This window comes from Bradyrhizobium sp. LTSP849 (assembly GCF_000938255.1).
In the GTDB taxonomy this organism is placed as follows: Bacteria; Pseudomonadota; Alphaproteobacteria; order Rhizobiales; family Xanthobacteraceae; genus Bradyrhizobium.
Genome location: NZ_JYMR01000056.1, coordinates 551,640 through 569,729 on the forward strand (window position 1 = coordinate 551,640; position 18,090 = coordinate 569,729).

Consider the following 18,090-nt stretch of genomic DNA (forward strand, 5'->3'; position numbering starts at 1 on the left):
GAATATCTTGCCGCTCGGGCCGGGTCGCGTTAGATCACGTCCCCGGCTGGGTCACTGGGGAACGGGGAAATGCTGAAGCAGCTTTTTGCACCGCAACTGGTCATTCTTTATATCCTTGCGGCCTCGACAATTTACGTTCACTTCCGCGGCAAGCAGCGGCTGCGCTTTGCGCGCCAGCTCGGCGATCACTCGACCTATCTCGCCCCCTACAACGTTCTGATGTATGCGGGCTCGGCCGTGCCGAACAGGCCGGTGATTTCGGTCGAGCAGTTTCCCGAGCTCAAGCCGCTCAGCGAGAACTGGGAGACCATCCGCGACGAGGCCGTCCGCCTGTTCGACGAAGGTTTTATCCGCGCGGCAGCGAAGAACAACGACTGGGGTTTCTATTCCTTCTTCAAGAGCGGCTGGAAGCGCTTTTACCTGAAATGGTACGACGACTTCCTGCCCTCGGCGCGTACGCTGTGCCCGCAGACGGTCGAGCTGCTCAATTCGATTCCGAGCGTGCACGGCGCGATGTTTGCGATGCTGCCGCCGGGCGGCAAGCTTGGCGCACACCGCGATCCCTTCGCGGGCTCGCTGCGCTATCACCTTGGGCTCGTGACACCGAACTCGAACAAGTGCCGCATCCTGGTCGACGGCGTCGAATGCGTCTGGCGCGACGGCGAGGCCTTCATGTTCGACGAGACCTTCATCCACAGCGCCGAGAATGCGACCGACGTCAACCGCATCATCCTGTTCTGCGACGTCGAACGCCCGATGAAGTTCGGTTTCATGACCGCGATCAACCGCTGGGTCAGCCACCACATCGTCAAGGCGTCGGCGACCCAGAACGTCGACGGCGAGAGCGTCGGCGTACTCAACAAGGTGTTCGGCAAGCTCTACGAGATCCATCTCGCCAGCCGCAAGGTCAAGGCGTGGAACCGCAACGTCTACTACACGCTGAAATACTCGCTGACGGCGCTGATCCTCGGCCTCATCGTGATGTCGGCGCTGCGCTGAAGCAGCTGTAGCGCGGATCGGCGAAGCGCGTAGCCCGGATGGAGCGAAGCGAAATCCGGGATTTTGCCGCGGCGAGAGTGCCCCGGATTGCGCTTCGCTCCATCCGGGCTACGGTGACTGAATCGCAAAGCCCCGGAGCGAGCTCCGGGGATTTGTTTTTTCGGACCTGGCTGTGGCGTTACACCGGCTTGGCACCAGTGTTGATGATCGTTCCCACGTGCTGGCCGCGCAGCGCCGCCGTGATCCGACCGGGAACGAGGCCGTTCACGACCTGCACGCGCGCGATGTGTCGCGCATTCGCCATGACCTCCAGCAGCGCCCGATCGACCGGCAGCGTGGCCTTCAGCTTCGCAAGCTCGGCGAAGCTCACGTCTTTCAACAGCTCCGCCTTCTTGCCGTCGGCGCCATTGGGATCAGTGGTGTAGACGCCGTCGACGTCCTCGACGATCGTCAGTCCCGCGGCGCCCAGTGCGTCGGCGAGCAGGAAGGCGCCGGTATCGGCCCGATGCAGCGGGACACGCGACGTCGGGAATTCATGATGGTGGTACGGCGGGAAGGCGCTGCCGACGACCGCGCGGGCTGCGCTGAGGTGAATGGCAAGCTGGCTCGCGATGGTGGGATGCTCGATATAGGAGACGCCCTCCGGCGCGAGCAGGCTCGCAAGGATGTGGCCGTTCTGGCCGGCCTCGCTTGCGGCGAGCGGCGCCAGCGAACCGACGGGAAGTCCGAGGTCGAGGCCGACGCTGTAGAGATGGCGCGCGCGGATGCCGGCGCCGGTCAGGATCAGCAGGCGGTGCTCGGGCAGCAGCGAGCGCAGCTCGTCAACGAGCGGGAGGATCGCTTCGTGACCGCGATCCATGATGCGGCCACCGATCTTGATGACCTGCACCCAGGGCAGCAGCTTGATCGGGCGGTTGCCGGCAACGGGGCGGGTGAGATCGCCGTCGAGGAGGGTCTGGCGCGCGAGCGGCGAAGCGACGTGCTTGATCTGGTTGGTGACAGTCATGGCGCTATCCTCCTCAGCTCGCAGTGATGATGGTGCCGACATGCTCGCCCGCGAGCGCGCGGGTGAGATTGCCGGGGACGAGACCATTCACGATCTGCACCTGGTGGACGTAGCGAGCCGAGGCGAGGAGATCGAGCACCGGGAATTCCAGGATCGAATCCTGGAGGCCCTTGGCCTTCATCTCGGCCACTGAGATTTTCGGGATGAAGGTCGCGTTCTTCGACGTCTTTGGGTTCGCGGTGTAAAGGCCGTTCTCGTCCTTCACATAGATCATTCCCTTGCAGCCGAATTGCTCGGCCACCAGGAAGCATCCGGCATCGGTGCGGTAGGGCGGGATCACGCCCTCGGGCGCGGGACGCATCCACAGGCTATAGGGCGGCATGCCGCTGAAGATGACGGCGTTCACCTCAGCCAGGAACAGCGGCACCGAGGAGAGCGCGGCGCCACCCACGGCGGAGATGCCGTGCTTGGCCAGCAACTGTCCCAGCATCGCGGCGTTCTGGTCGGCCACGGAAGCGCCGAGCTGCGAGAGCACGCCGGCGGGCAGGCGAAGCCCGGCCGCTATCGAGTAGAGATGTCGCGCGCGCGTGCCGGCGCCGGTGCCGATCAGGAGCTTGTGGGTCTTGCGCGCGGAGACGATCTCGTCGACCAGCGGATAGACCGCGGCCCGGCCGCGATCGATCACGCTCTGTCCGCCGATCTTGATGACGGTGGCACCCGGCAGGATGCGGAAGTCCGACGCCGCTTCTGCGGCGGCCAGAAGCTGTGGATCGGTGAGCGAGCGCTGCATAAGCAGCCCCTCGAGCTCCGTGATGGTGTTCGACATCCGAGACATCCTCTCGTTTTCTGATGCAGTCGTGACGGTGGACCCTCCGGTCCTGATCGTGGCGCGAGTCTTGCTGGATAGTTCGGCCCATGGCAACAAGATTGCCGCGATTCAGTGGCCCTACGTGAAGTGGCCGCCCAGGGCGCTTCGGTTTACGCCCCCGGATCGTTCGCGTCTGGATAGAAGAGTTGCTGGCTTTCGATCTTGTAGCCTGCGATCGCGTTCTGCCCGTCTGGCGAGATAAGCCAATCGATGAAGCGTTGGCCCGCTTCCTTCTTCACCGTCGGGTGCTTTATTGGATTGACCAGCATCACCCCATATTGGTTGAAGAGTCGCTTGTCGCCTTCGACGAGGATGACAAGGTCACCGCGCTTTTTGAATGCCAGCCATGTGCCGCGGTCCGCAAGTACATAGGCATTAGATGCCGATGCGACGTTGAGGGCGGCTCCCATTCCCTGACCAATCTCCTTGTACCAGCTGCCGCGATCCTTTGTGACGTCGACGCCTGCGTCTTTCCAAAGTGTGAGCTCGGCTATGTGCGTACCAGACCGGTCTCCTCGGGAGATGAAGGAGGCGGCCTTCGTCTGTATGGTCTGGAGCGAGGCGGTTACGTCAAGGCCTCGAATCCCCGCAGGATCGTCCTTCGGCCCAATGAGAACGAAGTCGTTGTACATGACCGGGTAGCGCTTGACACCAAATCCTTCGGCCAGGAATTTTTCCTCGGCCGACTTGGCATGAACAAACACCACGTCGGCATCACCCCGCCGCGCTGTGTCGAGGGCCTGCCCGGTGCCTTGCGCGAGGACCTTGACTTCGACGCCGGTCTTTTCTCGAACGATCGGCAACAGGTAGTCGAACAATCCCGAGTCTTGTGTTGAGGTTGTCGAAGCTACGATAATCGTCTGACTTTGTGCCGAGACAGGAGTACTCAGCACAGCCAACAGAACTGCAATCTCGATAGCAACCGGGCTGAACCATCGGCTCACGGGTGAACTCCCTTGCAATAATCTTTTGCTGTCTCAGCGTCTCAAGGCGCGTCCAAATACGTGGGTGAACGCGCTGACGGTCATCGATAGAATGATAAGGATTATGCCAAGCGCAAGTGCGAAGCTCAACTCACCCTTGCTCGTCTCCAGTGCGATGGCGGTCGTCATTGTTCGCGTGTAGCCTCGTATATTGCCTCCAACGATGATGATCGCGCCGACCTCAGCGATAGCCCGGCCAAACGCAGCAAGAAACGCGACGATTAGCCCCTCGCGGCCAATGTTCATGAGCGAGGCTGCGGCTCGGACGCGCGAGGCTCCATCTACCAGCAAGGCTTCGCCATACGTGGCCCAGAGGTCCACCGTCATGCGGTGCACCAAGGCGATTACGATCGGGATGCCGAGGATGGCCTGCGCGATGACCATCGCCGCTGGGGTAAACAAGATCCCGAGAGAGCCGAGCGGGCCTGAGCGAGAGAGCAGCAGATAGACTGCGAGACCTACGACCACGGGGGGCAAGCCGAGAAGAGCGTTGGCGGTCACAATCAAGGCTTGTTTGCCGGGGAAACGACAGATGGCCAACGCGAGGCCTAGCGGCGAGCCAACGATGAACGCCAAGGCGCTTGCTGTCAGGCTCACTCCCAGAGATAGGGCGACGATGCCGCGGAGCTCCGGGTCAAAGCGGCCAATCAACGTCGCTGCCAGTTGAAGCGCCTGGGTGAAATCGTTCATTCCCCCTTCTAAGCGAAGCGAGAAGGAAATGCCAAACCACACAAGCCAGCCGGCGTGATCGTGGCGCGAGTCTTGCTGGATAGTTCGGTCCATGGCAACAAGATTGCCGCGATTTAGTAGCCTAACATGGAGCAGGCAATGGCGCCCTTGCCGACCGCGAATACCGAGATAGCGCAATTCTTCCGCCAGTGGCTGGAAACATTCTCAGGTTATGTCCGCGAGGTCGACTACGCTTCGGCGCGGCCGCTGTTCCATCCGGACGTGCTCGCCTTCGGTACGCATAACGACGTCATTCCCGGCCTCGATCAGTGGGTCACCACGCAATGGAATAACGTCTGGCCAAAGACGACCGACTTCCGTTTCGTCCTCGATCAGACGGCGATTCTGGCGTCAGCCGATGGTGCGACAGCGACCGTGATCGCACCGTGGACGAGCACCGGCTACCATCCGGACGGCAGCGCGTTTCCGCGTCCGGGTCGGGCGACGATGGTGTTCTCCAAAAGTGCCGATGGTTGGCTGTGTGTGCATTCCCACATGTCGCTCAATCGCGGCGTGCCGCAGGTGAGCCACGCCAATCGGCCCGTGAAGGCCTGGTAGGTGCGAATAGAAAAAGGCCCCGGACATGTCCGGGGCCTTTTGATTTCGGGATCTCGTGCAGCCTATTCCGGCTGGCCGATCGAGACCTTCAGCGTGCCGACGCCGTCGACGCCGCATTCGAGCTTGTCGCCGGGCTGCAGCTGCGACACGCCGGCTGGCGTACCCGTCATGATGATGTCGCCAGCGGCGAGCTTCACCTGCTGCGAGAGCTGCCAGATGATCTCCGGCACGTTCCAGATCAACTCGGTGAGGTCGCCCTTCTGGGCTTCCTTGCCGTTGACCGTCAGCCAGATCTTGCCCTTGGAGGGATGGCCGATCTTCGAGGCCGGCTGCACCGCGGAGCAGGGCGCCGAACCGTCGAACGACTTGCCGATCTCCCAGGGACGCTCCTTCTTGCGCGAGGCGATCTGGAGGTCGCGGCGGGTCAGGTCGATGCCGACGGCATAGCCGTAGACATGATCGAGCGCCTTGTCGGCGGGAATGTTCAGCCCGCCGCTCTTCATCGCGACGATCAGCTCGACCTCGTGATGCAGATCCTTGGTCAGCGGCGGATAGGGAATGGTGGCGCCATCCGGCACCAGCATGTCGGCGTGCTTGGCGAAGAAGAACGGTGGCGCGCGCTCGTCATTGCCCATCTCGCGGATGTGCTCGAGATAGTTGCGGCCGACGCACCAGATGCGGCGGACCGGGTAACGGCCGGCCTCGCCGACGACGGGAAGCGAAGCTTGGGACGGAAGCGGGATGACGTAGGAGGCGGCGTTCATGAAGCGGTCTCGCTGCTCTTGGGGTGACCTTTGGGGTGGGAACGATCCTAAGCCGTTGCACTGATCGGCGCCAGCGCCAGGACGCCGGTGTCGTGGTTCTGAAGGCGGAAGAACGAGGCATAGCGGCCGGAGCGGCGCAGCAGCTCGTCATGCCGGCCCTGCTCGACGATCTCGCCACCCTCGACCACCAGGATCGCATCGGCGCGCATGATGGTGTGCAGGCGGTGCGCGATCACGATGGTGGTGCGGTTCTGGCAGAGATGCTCGATCGCTTCCTGCACCTGCTTCTCGGACTCGGAGTCGAGCGCGGCGGTGGCCTCGTCCAGCAGGATGATCGGCGCGTTCTTGAGCAGCGCGCGCGCCACCGCGATGCGCTGACGCTGGCCGCCCGATACTTGGGTGCCGTGCTCGCCAACCGGGGTATCGTAGCCGAGCGGGAAGCCCATGATGAAATCATGCGCGCAAGCCGCCTTGGCGGCATCGATGATTTGATCTTCGGTCGCGCCCGGCCGGCCGAAGGCGATGTTGTTGCGGATGGTGTCGCGGAACAGATAGACGTCCTGGCCGACATAGGCGGTCTGCGCCCGCAGCGATTTTCGCGAGATAGCGCCGATCGACTGGCCGTCGATCACGATGTCGCCTTGCGTCAGCTCGTAGAAGCGCAGCAGCAGCGACAGCACGGTCGACTTGCCGCCGCCGGACGGACCGACCAGCGCGGTGACCTTGCCGGGCTCGGCCACAAAACTCATGCGGTTGAGCACGGTCTCATTGGCGCGATAGGAAAAGCTGACGTCGCGCATCTCGATCTTGGCTTCGGACAGCTTCAGCGCCGGCTTGTCGTCATCGGAATGCTCGCTCGCCGGGCTGTCGACGACTTCGAGCAGCATGCGCGCGCCGACGAGTTGGCTGTTGAGGTCGATGTTGAGCCGCGCCAGCCGCTTGGCCGGCTCGGTCGCCATCAGGAAGGCGGTCATGAAGGAGAAGAACGCGCCGGGCGTGGCGTTGAGTGCGACGACGCTGTAGCCGCCATAGAGCAGGCAGCCGGCGACCGCGAAACCGCCGAGCATTTCCATCAGCGGATTGGAACGGTTGGCGACGCGGGCCATCTTGTTGGCGTTGCGCTCGACGATCGCGATGTTCTCGTCGATGCGCTTCTGCATCGTCTCTTCGAGCGTGAACGCCTTGACCGTGCGAATGCCTTGCAGCGATTCCTGCATGGTCTCCATGATGTCGGCAGTGCCGGTGAACTGGTTGAAAGCGAGACCCTTGATGCGCTTGACCAGCTTGCGCAGCACCAGCATCGCCGGCGGCACCGCGACAAGGCCGATGAACGACATCACCGGGTCCTGCCACACCATCACGCCGATCATGGCGAGCAGCATCATGAGGTCGCGCCCGATGGCGTTGACCAGCATGTTGAGCACGTCGGTGATGGACTTCGCGCCGGCCGTCAGCCGCGCCAGGAATTCAGACGAATGCCGTTCGGAGAAGAAGCCGATGCTTTCGCGCATCAGCTTGGCGAACAGCTGCCGCTGGTTGGTGGCGAGGATGGCGTTAGAGATCTTGGTCAGGATCACCATGTGGCCGTAGGTCGCCACGCCCTTGATGAAGAGCAGGATCACCGTGATGCCCGAGAACATCGCGATGCCCGGGATGTTCTTGTCGACATAGGCCTGGTTGATGACTTGGCCGAGCACATAGGTCGCGCCCGCGGTCGAGCCTGCGGCGAGCGCCATCAGCGCGAAGGCGACGAGGTAGCGCCGCCAGTAGATGACCCCCTGTTCCGTGACCAGGCGGCGAATCAGGACCGCTGCCGCATAGGGATCGTCGGTGATTTTCTTTGGAAACTGGGCCATCCGCTTTCCATTGACGGCGCAGCGGCAAGGCTGCCCGCGCGTCAGGGATCGAAGGGCCTCTGTGCCCGCTAAAGCGGGGTTTTTCAAGCCCAATTAAGGGCTTGCGCCTGGACGGATTCTAGGCCGAGACGGCGTGGCGAAGCTCGCCATGGCGTTCGCGGAACAGCTTGTCCTCCCAGGCCAGCGCGTGGGCTGCGATGGTCTCGAGGTCGTCGTATTGCGGCTTCCAATCGAGCAGACCGCGGATGCGGCTGGTGTCGGCGACCATGGTCATGATGTCGCCAGGCCGGCGCGGTGCGTATTGCACGGCGAAGCTGCGCCCCGAAACCCGGCGTACCGCGTCGATGGTTTCCAGCACGGAATAGCCGCGGCCATAGCCGCAATTGAGCGTGGTCGAGGCGCCGCCATTGCGCAGGTAAGCCAGCGCCGAGCGATGCGCCTGCGACAGGTCCGTGACATGGATGAAGTCGCGGATGCAGCTGCCGTCCTGGGTCGGATAGTCGGTGCCGAACACGTCGATCTTGGCGCGCTGGCCGGTCGCGGCCTCGACCGCGATCTTGAGCAGATGTGTGGCGCCGACGGTGGCAAGCCCGATGCGCGCCTGCGGATCGGCGCCGGCGACGTTGAAGTAGCGCAGCACGACATATTGCATGCCGTAGGCGGAGGCGACGTCGTGCAGCATGATCTCGGTCATCAGCTTCGACGAGCCGTAAGGCGACAGCGGCCGCGTCGGCGCGTGCTCGGGCACCGGCACCAGGTCCGGATTGCCGTAGACGGCGGCGGTCGAGGAGAAGATGAAGCGGTTGATGCCGCGCTTGACGGCGACGTTGAGCAGGTTGCGCGCGGTCATGAAGTTGTTGCGATAATAGCCGAGCGGATCGCGCATCGAATCCGGCACCACGACTGAGCCGGCGAAATGAATGATGCTCTCGATGTTGTGCTGGGCGATCACGCCCTCGACCAGATTCTCGTCGCCGGCATCGCCGATGAACAGCGGCACGCCTTCGGGCAGATAGGTGGAGAAACCGGTGGAGAGATCGTCGATCACGACGACGTCCTCGCCGGCTTCCGCCAGCGCGAGGACCGTGTGACTTCCGATATAGCCGGCGCCGCCGGTGACTAGCACAGTCATGATCTCACCCGTCTTCGATCAACGCCCGATGCTAACGTTTGCGCGGTGAAGAGGGGGTTTCGGCAAAGCTGAACTGGCCACTATGCTTAATGTTGCGTATAGGTGCGTCGCGAAACGGAGCGTGACGTGGCAAATTCCCCGGGCGATCTCGAAGTGATCGTGCCAAATCTGCACAGGCGCTATTCCGGCGTCACCGCGACCAACCGGATGGTCGCGCCGCGGCTGGCAAAACTGTTTCGTGCGGCGTGGTTCGGCTCGGACGCGCCGGAGGGAATTACGCGGTTCGGCGGTGCCGATCTCCTGAAACTGTGGCGTCGCAAGGCGCCGTTGATCTGGCATGCACGGCGCAACAACGAGATGATCGCCGGCGTCGTGCTGCGTGCGCTTGGATGGCCGCTCAAGCTCGTGTTCACGTCGGCGGCGCAGCGGCATCACAGCTGGATCACGCGCTGGCTGATCCGGCGCATGGACGCGATCATCGCGACCTCCGACATCTCGGCGTCGTTCCTGAAAGTGAAGGCGACCGTGATCCCGCATGGCATCGACACCGAAATCTATGCGCCGCCGAGTGATCGCGCCGCGGCCTTCGACGAAGCCGCGCTGCCGGGCCGTTATGCGATCGGTTGCTTCGGCCGCGTGCGTGCGCAGAAGGGTACTGACGTGTTCGTCGATGCGATGTGCCGGCTGCTGCCGCGCTATCCGGATTTCACGGCGGTCATCGTCGGCCAGGTCACGGCCGAGCAAACTGTGTTCGCGAACGATCTGAAGAAACGGATCGAAACTGCCGGCCTGCAATCGCGCATCGTCGTCACCGGCGAGCTGCCGATCGAAGCGGTGCAGCGCTGGTATCAGCGGCTGACGATCTATGCCTTCACCTCACGCAATGAAGGTTTTGGCCTGACGCTGATCGAGGCGATGGCAGCCGGCAGCGCGCTCGTCGCCGCGCGCGCTGGTGCGGCCGAGCTCGTGGTCGAGGATGGCGTCACTGGCGTGCTGATTCCGACTGGTGACGCTGATGCGCTCGCTGCGGCGCTGGAGCCGCTGATGCGCGACTTGGCTGCCGCGACAGCGATGGGCGAGCGTGGGCGGGCGCGGGTGCTGGAGAAGTTCAGCCTGGATGCGGAAGCGGCGCGGATCGGTGAGGTCTATCGGCCGCTGATTTGAAGCCCGCTTTTGCGACCACAAGCAAAAATGTCGAAAACAACCCCATGCACAGTAGCTGGCGATAGTGGAATCAACGGCTTGGCGGTCAGCGCAGTGATTTTCGGATTTTACGAAGTTAATTTGACTTGTCGGGCAAAACACCTCTAGACGTTCATCATTGCAAAAGTCGTCAGCCGCGTATCCCCGCGCCTTCAAGCGGTGGTGCCTTACAGGCCAAAAGTTCAGTTCCCGCCTTGGGAATTTTGGATTGATCCCATATTGGGAACATGCTATGGCAATGAACGTAATAGCAAGAAAGGCACTCAAGGCCTTTTGGGAGCGATACCCTCAAGCCGAGACCCCCTTGGGAGCTTGGTACGAAATCGTTTCCAAGGGTGACTGGAGCAGCCCAGCAGACCTGAAGAGGGCGTTTGGAAACAACGTGGACTTTGTTGGCGACAACAGAGCCATCTTCGACATAGGCGGCAACAAGTATCGCCTCGTGGTTCATTTCTCCTTCAAGTTCAAAACAGCTCTCATCAAGTTTGTCGGCACGCACAAAGAGTATGACGGAATAAACGCGGAGACTGTGTGATGATGGACGTCAAGCCTCTCCACAATGAACAGGATTACGATTGGGCTATCCGCGAAGTATCCCGGTATTTCGAGGCCGAGCCGACTCCTGACACGCCTGACGGTGATCGCTTCGAAGTTTTGTCTTCACTCATCAAGGAGTACGAAGACAATCACTTCGCAACCACTCACGGCGATCCAGTCGACGTCCTCCATTTCGCAATCGAGTCCATGGGGCGGTCGCAGGCAGAATTGGCGGCTTTGATTGGACGCAATCGGGCGTCCGAAATTTTGAATCGCGTCCGTCCACTGACGCTGGAAATGATCCGGACTATTAGCAAGGAATGGAACATTCCAATTGGTGCTCTGACAGCTCACTATGAACTGGCGCGTGAGCCTGCCTAACCCTATCGGCCCCGCTTCTGCGGGGCCTTTCGTCGTTGGGGGACGAATCTCTTTTCACCCAGTCAAACGCATCGGCGCTGCCGCTCACGTCTCAGCCCTTGCCCCCGCCTCACCCAGCACCCGCTGCGCAATTGCCACCACCTCCGCAGCCGCGATATCCCGCATGCAGCGGTGATCGTTCATCCGGCAGATCGTGCTCTGGCAGGGCTGGCACGAGAGCACGCTCTTGTCCTGGACCACGGTCGCAGCGAGGCCGTTGAGGGGGGCCCAGAGATAGGGGCTGGTCGGGCCGAAGATGCCCATGGTGGGCGTGCCGAGCGCAGCCGCGATGTGCATCAGGCCGGAATCATTGGAGATGGCGACGCCGGCCGCGGCCATGGCCAGGACGCCGTTGCGCAGGTCGTTGCCGGTCAGGTCCCGCACGCCCGGGCCGCCCGCCGCGACGATCTCCTGGGCCAGGCCTTTTTCGGCGGGGCCGCCGATAACCCAGACCTCCAGGCCGCGCTCGGCCAGTAGCCGGGCGGCTTCCGGATAGTAGGTCCAGCGCTTTGAGGCGCCGACCGAGCCGGGGGCGAGCGCCACCGCGGCGCCAGCGCTCAGGCCATTGGCCTGCCGCCAGCGGACGATGTCCTCGGCCGGGACCCGCAATTGCGGCACCGGCCATTCCGGAGGCAGGGGGGCGCCGTGGGGTTGGGCCAGCGCAGCGTTCTTGTCGATGAAGCGGGGCAGCTTCTTCTCGCCCCAGCGCCAGCGGTTGAGCAGGCCGAACCGGAACTCGCCGACGAAGCCGACCCGCTCGGGAATGCCGGCCAGCGCCGGCGCAATGGCCGCCTTCCAGGTCCGGGGCAGCACCAGGGCGGTGCCATAGTTCCGCTCGCGCAGCAGCTTTGCCAGGCCGAGCTGGCGGCCCACGGCGAGGCGGCTGCGGGGCAGGTCCCAGAGAATGCCCTCGCGCACGCCAGGCATGTAGTCGACCAGCGGGGCGCACAGGGAGGTGGTCAGGAGATCAACCGGCCGATTCGGCCATCGCTCTTTGAGCACCCGGACAACAGTGTGATTCCGGACGAAATCGCCGATCCACATATAGGGGACGATCAGGATCGGGCTCGTGTTGCTCCGATCCTCACTCCCGCTAAATTGCGAATCTTGGTTCATTCATTAATGGGGCTGGGGTGCTCTGATGTGGCGGTTCGGTTAGCCGCTCCCGGCCGGCAGGTAAAGCCGGCTGAGGGCCCGATCCCAAAACCGCTTACACTTTGGCAGATCATGCGCTAGGGCAGAACCGGACCTTAAAAATCGGGCAGGGATTACGGAATGTTGCTGGTGACCGGCGGGGCCGGTTTTATCGGGTCGAATGTCGTGGCCGCGTTGAACGACGCCGGCCGCAGCGATGTCGTGGTCTGCGACCTCCTCGGCACCGACGGCAAGTGGCGCAATCTCGCCAAGCGGCAGCTTGTGGATATCGTCCCCCCGCCGGAGCTGCTCGACTGGCTGAAGGGCCGCAAGTTGGATGCCGTGATCCATCTCGGGGCGATCTCCGAGACCACGGCGACCGACGGCGATCTCGTGATCGAAACCAATTTCCGCCTGTCGATGCGCCTGTTCGACTGGTGCACGGCGAATGCGGTGCCGTTGATCTATGCGTCCTCGGCCGCGACCTATGGCGATGGTGACGCGGGCTTTGACGACGACGCTTCGCTGGTGGCGCTGAAAAAGCTGCGGCCGATGAACCTCTACGGCTGGAGCAAGTCTCTGTTCGATCTCGCCGTCGCCGAGCGCGTCGCGAACGGCGATCGGCTGCCGCCGCAATGGGCCGGACTGAAGTTCTTCAACGTGTTCGGCCCGAACGAGTACCACAAGGGCTCGATGATGAGCGTGCTGGCGCGCCGCTTCGACGACGTCAAGGCGGGCCGCGTCGTGCAACTGTTCAAGTCGCATCGCGAGGGCATCGCCGACGGCGATCAGCGTCGCGATTTCATCTATGTCGATGATGTCGTGCGCGTCATCATGTGGCTGCTGGCAACACCGTCGGTTTCCGGACTCTTCAATGTCGGCACCGGCAAGGCGCGCAGCTTCAAGGATTTGATGCTGGCGGCCTATGCCGCGCTGGGCACCAGGCCCAACATCGAATACATCGACATGCCCGAGAGCATCCGCAACAGCTATCAATACTTCACACAGAGCAAGGTCGATCGTCTCCACCGCGCCGGCTATAACGGCGGCTTCACGACGCTCGAGGATGCGGTGAAGGCCTATGTCGGGGATTATCTCGATATGCCCGATCGCTTCCGCTGAGGCCTTTGATCATGGCGACGCCCATTCTCGATTTCGATGCCCTCGCGCAAGACTTCACGCGCCGCACGGTGCTGTGCATCGGCGACATCATGCTGGACGAGTTCGTCTATGGCGAGGTGTCGCGGATTTCGCCGGAAGCGCCGACGCCGGTGATCACCGCCCAGCGCAGCGAGATCCATATCGGCGGTGCCGGCAATGTCGCGCGCAATGTCGCCTCCCTCGGCGCCCGCTGCATCTTCGCAGGCCTCGTCGGCGATGACGACGCAGGCAAGCGGCTGATGGCCGCGCTTGCGGAGCAGGCTGCAATCGAAAGCGTGCTGGTGTGCGATCCGTCGCGGCCAACCACGCGAAAAGTCCGCTTCGTCTCCGAACATTTCTCCACGCATATGCTGCGCGCGGATTGGGAGCAGGCAGCACCTGCTTCCGACGATATTGAGACGAAGCTGATCGACGCGATCCTGCCGCAGATCTCGCGCGCCGATGTCGTGCTGCTGTCCGACTACGCCAAGGGCGTGCTGACCGCGCGCGTGATCCGCCACACCATCGACGCCGCGCGAAAGCTCGGCAAGCCCGTGATCGTCGATCCCAAGAGCCTGAATTGGGCGATCTATCGCGGCGCGACGCTGCTCACGCCCAATCGGAAAGAATTTTCGGAAGCCACCCGCAGCCGCGCCGACACGGTGCAGAGCATCGTCGATGCCTCGGAAGACGTGATGCGGCTCGCCGATTGCGAGGCGATCCTGGTCACCCAGGGCGAGCACGGCATGACGCTGGTGCCGCGCAACGGCGAGGCAGTCCATGTGCCGGCTTCTCCCGTGAAGGTGCGGGACGTCTCCGGCGCCGGCGACACTGTCGCTGCGGCGCTCGCCGTATCCCTCGCGGCGGGCGCGGACTGGGACACGGCGTTGCGGATCGCGAATGCCGCCGCCGCCGTCGCCGTCGGCAAGCAGGGCACAGCCAGCGTGAGCGCGGCCGAGCTGCGGCGAAAGATCTTGCCGCATGCCTATCTCGCCGCCGAAGACAAGATCGTGCTCGACGCCGGCGCACTCGATGCGCAGCTTGCCGATTGGCGCAGGCAGGACCTGCGCGTCGGCTTCACCAATGGCTGCTTCGACATCCTGCATCCCGGCCACGTCAAGGTGCTGACCGCGGCGCGCTCTGCCTGCGATCGCCTGATCGTGGGCTTGAACAGCGACGCCTCGGTGCGGCGGTTGAAGGGGGCCGACCGTCCTGTCCAGGACGAACGTGCGCGGGCCGAGGTGCTGGCGGCGCTTGAAGCCGTCGATCTCGTCGTCATCTTCGAGGAGGACACGCCGATCGAGCTGATCACCCGGATCAAGCCGAGCGCGCTGGTGAAGGGCGGCGACTACACCCGCGAGCAGGTGGTCGGCTATGACGTGGTCGAAGCCGCGGGCGGAACAGTCGTGCTGGTCGACATCCTCAAGGGTTTCAGCACGACGGCACTGGTCCACCGCGCGCGAGGAGGGGACAAGTGACGGCACTTGCGCGGGAGGCGACCGCCCAGATGCTGTGGCGGCGCTTCCGCAGCCCGGTGGCCTGGGGCGAGACGGTCGACCTGTTCGCGATCCTGACCGTGGCCTCGCTGCCCTGGTCGACGTCGCTCGCGGGGATCTTCAACGCCCTGATGCTGCTCTGCATGGTGCCGTTTCTCGACGTCCGCGCGTTCCTGCAATCGCTTCGGCGTCCGATCTCCGCGGCGCCGATCGCGTTGGTTCTGCTGGCGCTGGTGGGAACGCTGTGGTCGGATGCGGCTTGGGGCGCGCGCTTCTACGCGGTCAATCCCACCATCAAGCTGCTTGTGCTGCCGGTCCTGCTCTATCACTTCGAACGCTCGCCGCGCGGCCGCTGGATATTCATCGCCTTCCTGGTGTCCTGCGCGCTGCTGTCGGTGATGTCGTGGCTGGTCGCCTTCTATCCCGACCTGACGCTGAAGCCCGACCATCTCGAGCGCGGTATCTTCGTCAAGAACTACATCGACCAGAGTCAGGAATTCACGCTGTGCGCGGTGGCGCTCGCTTATCCCGTCGTGATGCTGCTGCGTGAGAAGCGCTACTGGCTGGCCGGGCTGCTTACGGCGCTGGCGTTCAGCTTCTTCATCAACATGGCCTTCGTGGTGGTGTCGCGCACGGCGCTCGTCACCATTCCGATCATGTTCGGCGTGTTCGCACTGCTTCATTTGAGGTGGCGCAGCATCGCGATCATCTCCGTCGCTCTGCTCGCCGGCGCCGCTATCGCCTGGCAGGCCTCGTCGCAATTGCGCAGGACCGCCGACACCTTTGTGAGCGACTACACGCGCTACAAGGAGAAGGGCGAACCGACGTCGCTCGGGTTGCGGCTCGAATTCTGGCGAAAGTCCCTCGGCTTCTTTGCGGAGGCGCCGATCAAGGGACACGGTACCGGCTCGACGCGCGGATTGTTCGAGCAGGTCGCCACCCCCAGCGGACAATACCAGGCGTCCGCCGAGGTGATCGGCAACCCGCATAACCAGACGCTGAACGTCGCCGTGCAATGGGGCGTCATCGGCATCGCCGTTCTCTACGCGATCTGGATCCTGCATCTCCTCCTGTTTCGCGGCGACGGGCTTGCCAACTGGGTCGGCCTGCTGGTGGTGGTGCAGAATGTCTTCACCTCGCTCTTCAACTCCCATTTGTTCGACTTCCACGAGGGCTGGATGTACGTCATTGGCGTCGGCGTTGCGGGCGGCATGGTGATCCGGGCACAACAGGTGGGACCGAAGATGGGGGAAGCCGGTTCCTGAACGGCCGCGCGGCTGGCAACTCTTGTCGAGATGGGCTATCAGCGCGGTCAGGTTGCACCCAACGGGATATTCATCGGTCGGCGGATGACGCGTCTTTCGCATCTTACCTTGCGCAATTTCTTGATCGCGCTCCACGACCTGCTGGCGACGACGGCGGCGCTGTTTGTCGCGTTTTATCTGCGTTTCGAGGGTGGCGACGGCTTCTACGATCGTTTGCCGCTGCTGTTCCAGATCCTGCCCTACTTCCTCGCCTTCAGCGTGGTCGTGTTCTTCATCTTCAACCTGACCACGACGAAATGGCGCTTCATCTCGCTGCCCGACGCGCTGAACATCATCCGTGTCGCGTCTGTGCTGACGGTTGCGCTGCTCGTGCTCGACTACATCTTCGTCGCCCCCAACGTCCGCGGCGCCTTCTTCCTCGGCAAGGTGACGATCGTCCTCTACTGGTTCCTTGAAATCTCCTTCCTCAGCGCCCTGCGCATGACCTATCGCTACTTCCGCTATACGCGGGTGCGACGTCACGCCCGCAGCGAGGACGCCGCGCCGACGCTGCTGATCGGCCGCGCGGCGGACGCCGAGGTGCTTTTGCGTGGCATCGAGAGCGGGGCAATCAAGCGCATCTGGCCGGTCGGCGTATTGTCACCGTCGGGCTCCGATCGCGGCCAGTCGATCCGTAACGTGCCGGTGCTGGGCGGCATCGACGATATCGAGGACGTCATCGCCGACTTCGCCAAGCGCAACAAGCCGATCGCACGCGTGGTGATGACGCCGTCGGCATTCGAGCCGGAGGCCCATCCGGAATCGATCTTGATGCGGGCGCGCAAGTTGGGGGTGATCGTCAACCGCATGCCCTCGCTCGAGAGCGGCGATACGCCGCGACTGACCGCGGTCGCGGTCGAGGACCTGCTGCTGCGGCCGAGCGAGACCATCGACTACGCGCGGCTCGAAGCCCTGATCCAGGGCAAGGCGGTGATCGTCACCGGCGGCGGCGGCTCGATCGGTTCGGAGATCTGCGAGCGCGTTGTCGCCTTCGGCGCCGCGCGCCTTCTGATCCTGGAGAATTCCGAGCCGGCGCTCTACGCGGTCACCGAAGTGCTCGCCGCGCAGGGCACGGGTGCTGCAATCGAGGGGCGGATCGCCGACATCCGCGACCGCGAGCGCATCATCCGCCTGATGGCCGAGTTCAAGCCGGACATCGTGTTCCATGCCGCCGCCCTCAAGCATGTGCCGATCCTCGAACGCGACTGGAGCGAGGGGGTCAAGACCAACATCTTCGGCTCTATCAACGTCGCCGATGCCGCGCACAACGCCGGCGCGGGAGCCATGGTGATGATCTCGACCGACAAGGCGATCGAGCCGGTGTCGATGCTCGGCCTGACCAAGCGCTTTGCCGAGATGTACTGTCAGGCGCTCGACCATGATCTTGCGGCAGGCAGCGGCGGCGCCAGGCCGCCGATGCGGCTGATCTCGGTCCGGTTCGGCAATGTGCTGGCCTCGAACGGCTCGGTGGTGCCGAAGTTCAAGGCCCAGATCGAGGCCGGCGGCCCGGTGACGGTGACGCATCCCGATATGGTCCGCTACTTCATGACCATCCGCGAGGCCTGCGACCTCGTCATTACGGCTGCGACGCATGCGCTCGGCACAGCGCGCCCGGACGTCTCGGTCTACGTGCTCAACATGGGTCAGCCGGTGAAGATCGTCGATCTCGCCGAGCGCATGATCCGCCTTTCCGGCCTGCAACCCGGCTACGACATCGAGATCGTGTTCACGGGGATGCGGCCGGGTGAGCGCCTGCACGAGATTCTGTTCGCGTCCGAAGAGCCGACCCGCGAGATCGGTGTTGCCGGCATCATGGCCGCGCAGCCGAACGAGCCGCCGATGCAGACCCTGCGCAAATGGATCACGGCACTCGAGCAGGCGATCGCGCGAGACGATCGGGCGACCATCAGGACCATCCTGAAGGATGCGGTCCCTGAATTCGGGTCGACCGCGGCCTGATC

At 63.4% G+C, this 18,090-nt stretch carries 17 protein-coding genes; 9 read left to right on the forward strand and 8 right to left on the reverse strand.

The window, feature by feature from the left end:
- Positions 1-69: 69 nt before the first annotated feature.
- Positions 70-999, forward strand: a complete 930-nt coding sequence (locus UB31_RS39685; RefSeq protein WP_045014705.1) for an aspartyl/asparaginyl beta-hydroxylase domain-containing protein — start codon at positions 70-72, stop codon at positions 997-999.
- Between the two features lie 178 nt (positions 1,000-1,177).
- Here the strand turns inward: UB31_RS39685 and UB31_RS39690 are convergent, their stop codons facing one another.
- The 4 genes from UB31_RS39690 to UB31_RS39705 all read right to left on the reverse strand — a co-directional run bounded on the left by UB31_RS39690 (position 1,178) and on the right by UB31_RS39705 (position 4,546).
- Positions 1,178-2,005 carry an amino acid kinase family protein gene (locus tag UB31_RS39690; protein WP_045014706.1) on the reverse strand — a complete coding sequence of 276 codons (828 nt, stop codon included), beginning with the start codon at positions 2,003-2,005 and terminating at the stop codon, positions 1,178-1,180.
- A gap of 13 nt (positions 2,006-2,018) precedes the next feature.
- A complete protein-coding gene (locus tag UB31_RS39695; protein ID WP_045014707.1) occupies positions 2,019-2,831 on the reverse strand; it encodes an amino acid kinase family protein in 813 nt (270 codons plus the stop codon).
- 152 nt (positions 2,832-2,983) lie between these two features.
- Entirely contained in the window at positions 2,984-3,817 is an 834-nt protein-coding gene (locus tag UB31_RS39700) for an ABC transporter substrate-binding protein (RefSeq protein WP_045014708.1), read from the reverse strand.
- A 33-nt stretch (positions 3,818-3,850) separates the two neighbouring features.
- The gene (locus UB31_RS39705) at positions 3,851-4,546 is read right to left on the reverse strand and encodes an ABC transporter permease (RefSeq protein ID WP_045001574.1); all 696 of its coding nucleotides are present in this window, start codon (positions 4,544-4,546) and stop codon (positions 3,851-3,853) included.
- Between the two features lie 138 nt (positions 4,547-4,684).
- On the opposite strand from UB31_RS39705, the gene UB31_RS39710 reads away from it, so the two are divergent.
- Positions 4,685-5,143, forward strand: coding sequence for a YybH family protein (locus UB31_RS39710; protein ID WP_045014778.1), 459 nt, complete (start codon positions 4,685-4,687; stop codon positions 5,141-5,143).
- A 62-nt stretch (positions 5,144-5,205) separates the two neighbouring features.
- Here UB31_RS39710 and UB31_RS39715 read toward each other — a convergent pair whose 3' ends face one another.
- The 3 genes from UB31_RS39715 to galE all read right to left on the reverse strand — a co-directional run bounded on the left by UB31_RS39715 (position 5,206) and on the right by galE (position 8,895).
- Positions 5,206-5,907: a fumarylacetoacetate hydrolase family protein gene (locus tag UB31_RS39715; protein WP_045014709.1), complete on the reverse strand. Its 702-nt coding sequence runs from the start codon at positions 5,905-5,907 to the stop codon at positions 5,206-5,208.
- 47 nt (positions 5,908-5,954) lie between these two features.
- Positions 5,955-7,763: an ABC transporter ATP-binding protein gene (locus UB31_RS39720; RefSeq protein WP_045014710.1), complete on the reverse strand. Its 1,809-nt coding sequence runs from the start codon at positions 7,761-7,763 to the stop codon at positions 5,955-5,957.
- Positions 7,764-7,881: 118 nt separating this feature from the next.
- A complete protein-coding gene (gene galE / locus UB31_RS39725; RefSeq protein WP_045001510.1) occupies positions 7,882-8,895 on the reverse strand; it encodes a UDP-glucose 4-epimerase GalE in 1,014 nt (337 codons plus the stop codon).
- Positions 8,896-9,021: 126 nt separating this feature from the next.
- Here galE and UB31_RS39730 point away from each other — a divergent pair, with 126 nt between their 5' ends.
- The 3 genes from UB31_RS39730 (at position 9,022) to UB31_RS39740 (ending at position 11,016) form a co-directional block, all read left to right on the forward strand.
- Positions 9,022-10,059, forward strand: a complete 1,038-nt coding sequence (locus UB31_RS39730) for a glycosyltransferase family 4 protein (RefSeq protein ID WP_045014711.1) — start codon at positions 9,022-9,024, stop codon at positions 10,057-10,059.
- A 277-nt stretch (positions 10,060-10,336) separates the two neighbouring features.
- Positions 10,337-10,633 (forward strand): type II toxin-antitoxin system HigB family toxin, encoded by a 297-nt coding sequence (locus UB31_RS39735; RefSeq protein WP_045001577.1) that lies wholly within the window; start codon positions 10,337-10,339, stop codon positions 10,631-10,633.
- Positions 10,633-11,016 carry a helix-turn-helix domain-containing protein gene (locus UB31_RS39740; RefSeq protein WP_045001514.1) on the forward strand — a complete coding sequence of 128 codons (384 nt, stop codon included), beginning with the start codon at positions 10,633-10,635 and terminating at the stop codon, positions 11,014-11,016. Before UB31_RS39735 ends, UB31_RS39740 begins: the two co-directional genes overlap by 1 nt.
- Positions 11,017-11,100: 84 nt before the next feature.
- On the opposite strand, the gene waaF is transcribed toward UB31_RS39740, so the two are convergent.
- Positions 11,101-12,171, reverse strand: coding sequence for a lipopolysaccharide heptosyltransferase II (gene waaF / locus UB31_RS39745; RefSeq protein WP_045014712.1), 1,071 nt, complete (start codon positions 12,169-12,171; stop codon positions 11,101-11,103).
- A 159-nt stretch (positions 12,172-12,330) separates the two neighbouring features.
- Here waaF and rfaD point away from each other — a divergent pair, with 159 nt between their 5' ends.
- The 4 genes from rfaD (at position 12,331) to UB31_RS39765 (ending at position 18,088) form a co-directional block, all read left to right on the forward strand.
- The gene (rfaD, locus tag UB31_RS39750; protein WP_045014713.1) at positions 12,331-13,311 is read left to right on the forward strand and encodes an ADP-glyceromanno-heptose 6-epimerase; all 981 of its coding nucleotides are present in this window, start codon (positions 12,331-12,333) and stop codon (positions 13,309-13,311) included.
- Between the two features lie 11 nt (positions 13,312-13,322).
- A complete protein-coding gene (rfaE1, locus tag UB31_RS39755; RefSeq protein WP_045001579.1) occupies positions 13,323-14,807 on the forward strand; it encodes a D-glycero-beta-D-manno-heptose-7-phosphate kinase in 1,485 nt (494 codons plus the stop codon).
- Positions 14,804-16,090: an O-antigen ligase family protein gene (locus UB31_RS39760; RefSeq protein ID WP_045014714.1), complete on the forward strand. Its 1,287-nt coding sequence runs from the start codon at positions 14,804-14,806 to the stop codon at positions 16,088-16,090. The genes rfaE1 and UB31_RS39760 overlap by 4 nt, the downstream gene beginning before the upstream one ends.
- An 84-nt stretch (positions 16,091-16,174) precedes the next feature.
- Positions 16,175-18,088, forward strand: a complete 1,914-nt coding sequence (locus UB31_RS39765) for a nucleoside-diphosphate sugar epimerase/dehydratase (RefSeq protein WP_045014779.1) — start codon at positions 16,175-16,177, stop codon at positions 18,086-18,088.
- The last annotated feature ends 2 nt before the right edge of the window (positions 18,089-18,090 follow it).

Excerpts from the sequence above, each read along its gene's own strand:
- UB31_RS39705 (WP_045001574.1), bottom strand. The coding sequence starts at position 4,546 with ATGAACGATTTCACCCAGGCGCTTCAACTGGCAGCGACGTTGATTGGC.
- UB31_RS39715 (WP_045014709.1), bottom strand. The coding sequence starts at position 5,907 with ATGAACGCCGCCTCCTACGTCATCCCGCTTCCGTCCCAAGCTTCGCTT.
- UB31_RS39710 (WP_045014778.1), top strand. The coding sequence starts at position 4,685 with ATGGCGCCCTTGCCGACCGCGAATACCGAGATAGCGCAATTCTTCCGC.
- UB31_RS39735 (WP_045001577.1), top strand. The coding sequence starts at position 10,337 with ATGAACGTAATAGCAAGAAAGGCACTCAAGGCCTTTTGGGAGCGATAC.
- UB31_RS39720 (WP_045014710.1), bottom strand. The coding sequence starts at position 7,763 with ATGGCCCAGTTTCCAAAGAAAATCACCGACGATCCCTATGCGGCAGCG.
- UB31_RS39740 (WP_045001514.1), top strand. The coding sequence starts at position 10,633 with ATGATGGACGTCAAGCCTCTCCACAATGAACAGGATTACGATTGGGCT.
- UB31_RS39765 (WP_045014779.1), top strand. The coding sequence starts at position 16,175 with ATGACGCGTCTTTCGCATCTTACCTTGCGCAATTTCTTGATCGCGCTC.
- UB31_RS39695 (WP_045014707.1), bottom strand. The coding sequence starts at position 2,831 with ATGTCGAACACCATCACGGAGCTCGAGGGGCTGCTTATGCAGCGCTCG.
- UB31_RS39685 (WP_045014705.1), top strand. The coding sequence starts at position 70 with ATGCTGAAGCAGCTTTTTGCACCGCAACTGGTCATTCTTTATATCCTT.
- rfaD (WP_045014713.1), top strand. The coding sequence starts at position 12,331 with ATGTTGCTGGTGACCGGCGGGGCCGGTTTTATCGGGTCGAATGTCGTG.
- galE (WP_045001510.1), bottom strand. The coding sequence starts at position 8,895 with ATGACTGTGCTAGTCACCGGCGGCGCCGGCTATATCGGAAGTCACACG.
- waaF (WP_045014712.1), bottom strand. The coding sequence starts at position 12,171 with ATGAACCAAGATTCGCAATTTAGCGGGAGTGAGGATCGGAGCAACACG.
- UB31_RS39690 (WP_045014706.1), bottom strand. The coding sequence starts at position 2,005 with ATGACTGTCACCAACCAGATCAAGCACGTCGCTTCGCCGCTCGCGCGC.
- rfaE1 (WP_045001579.1), top strand. The coding sequence starts at position 13,323 with ATGGCGACGCCCATTCTCGATTTCGATGCCCTCGCGCAAGACTTCACG.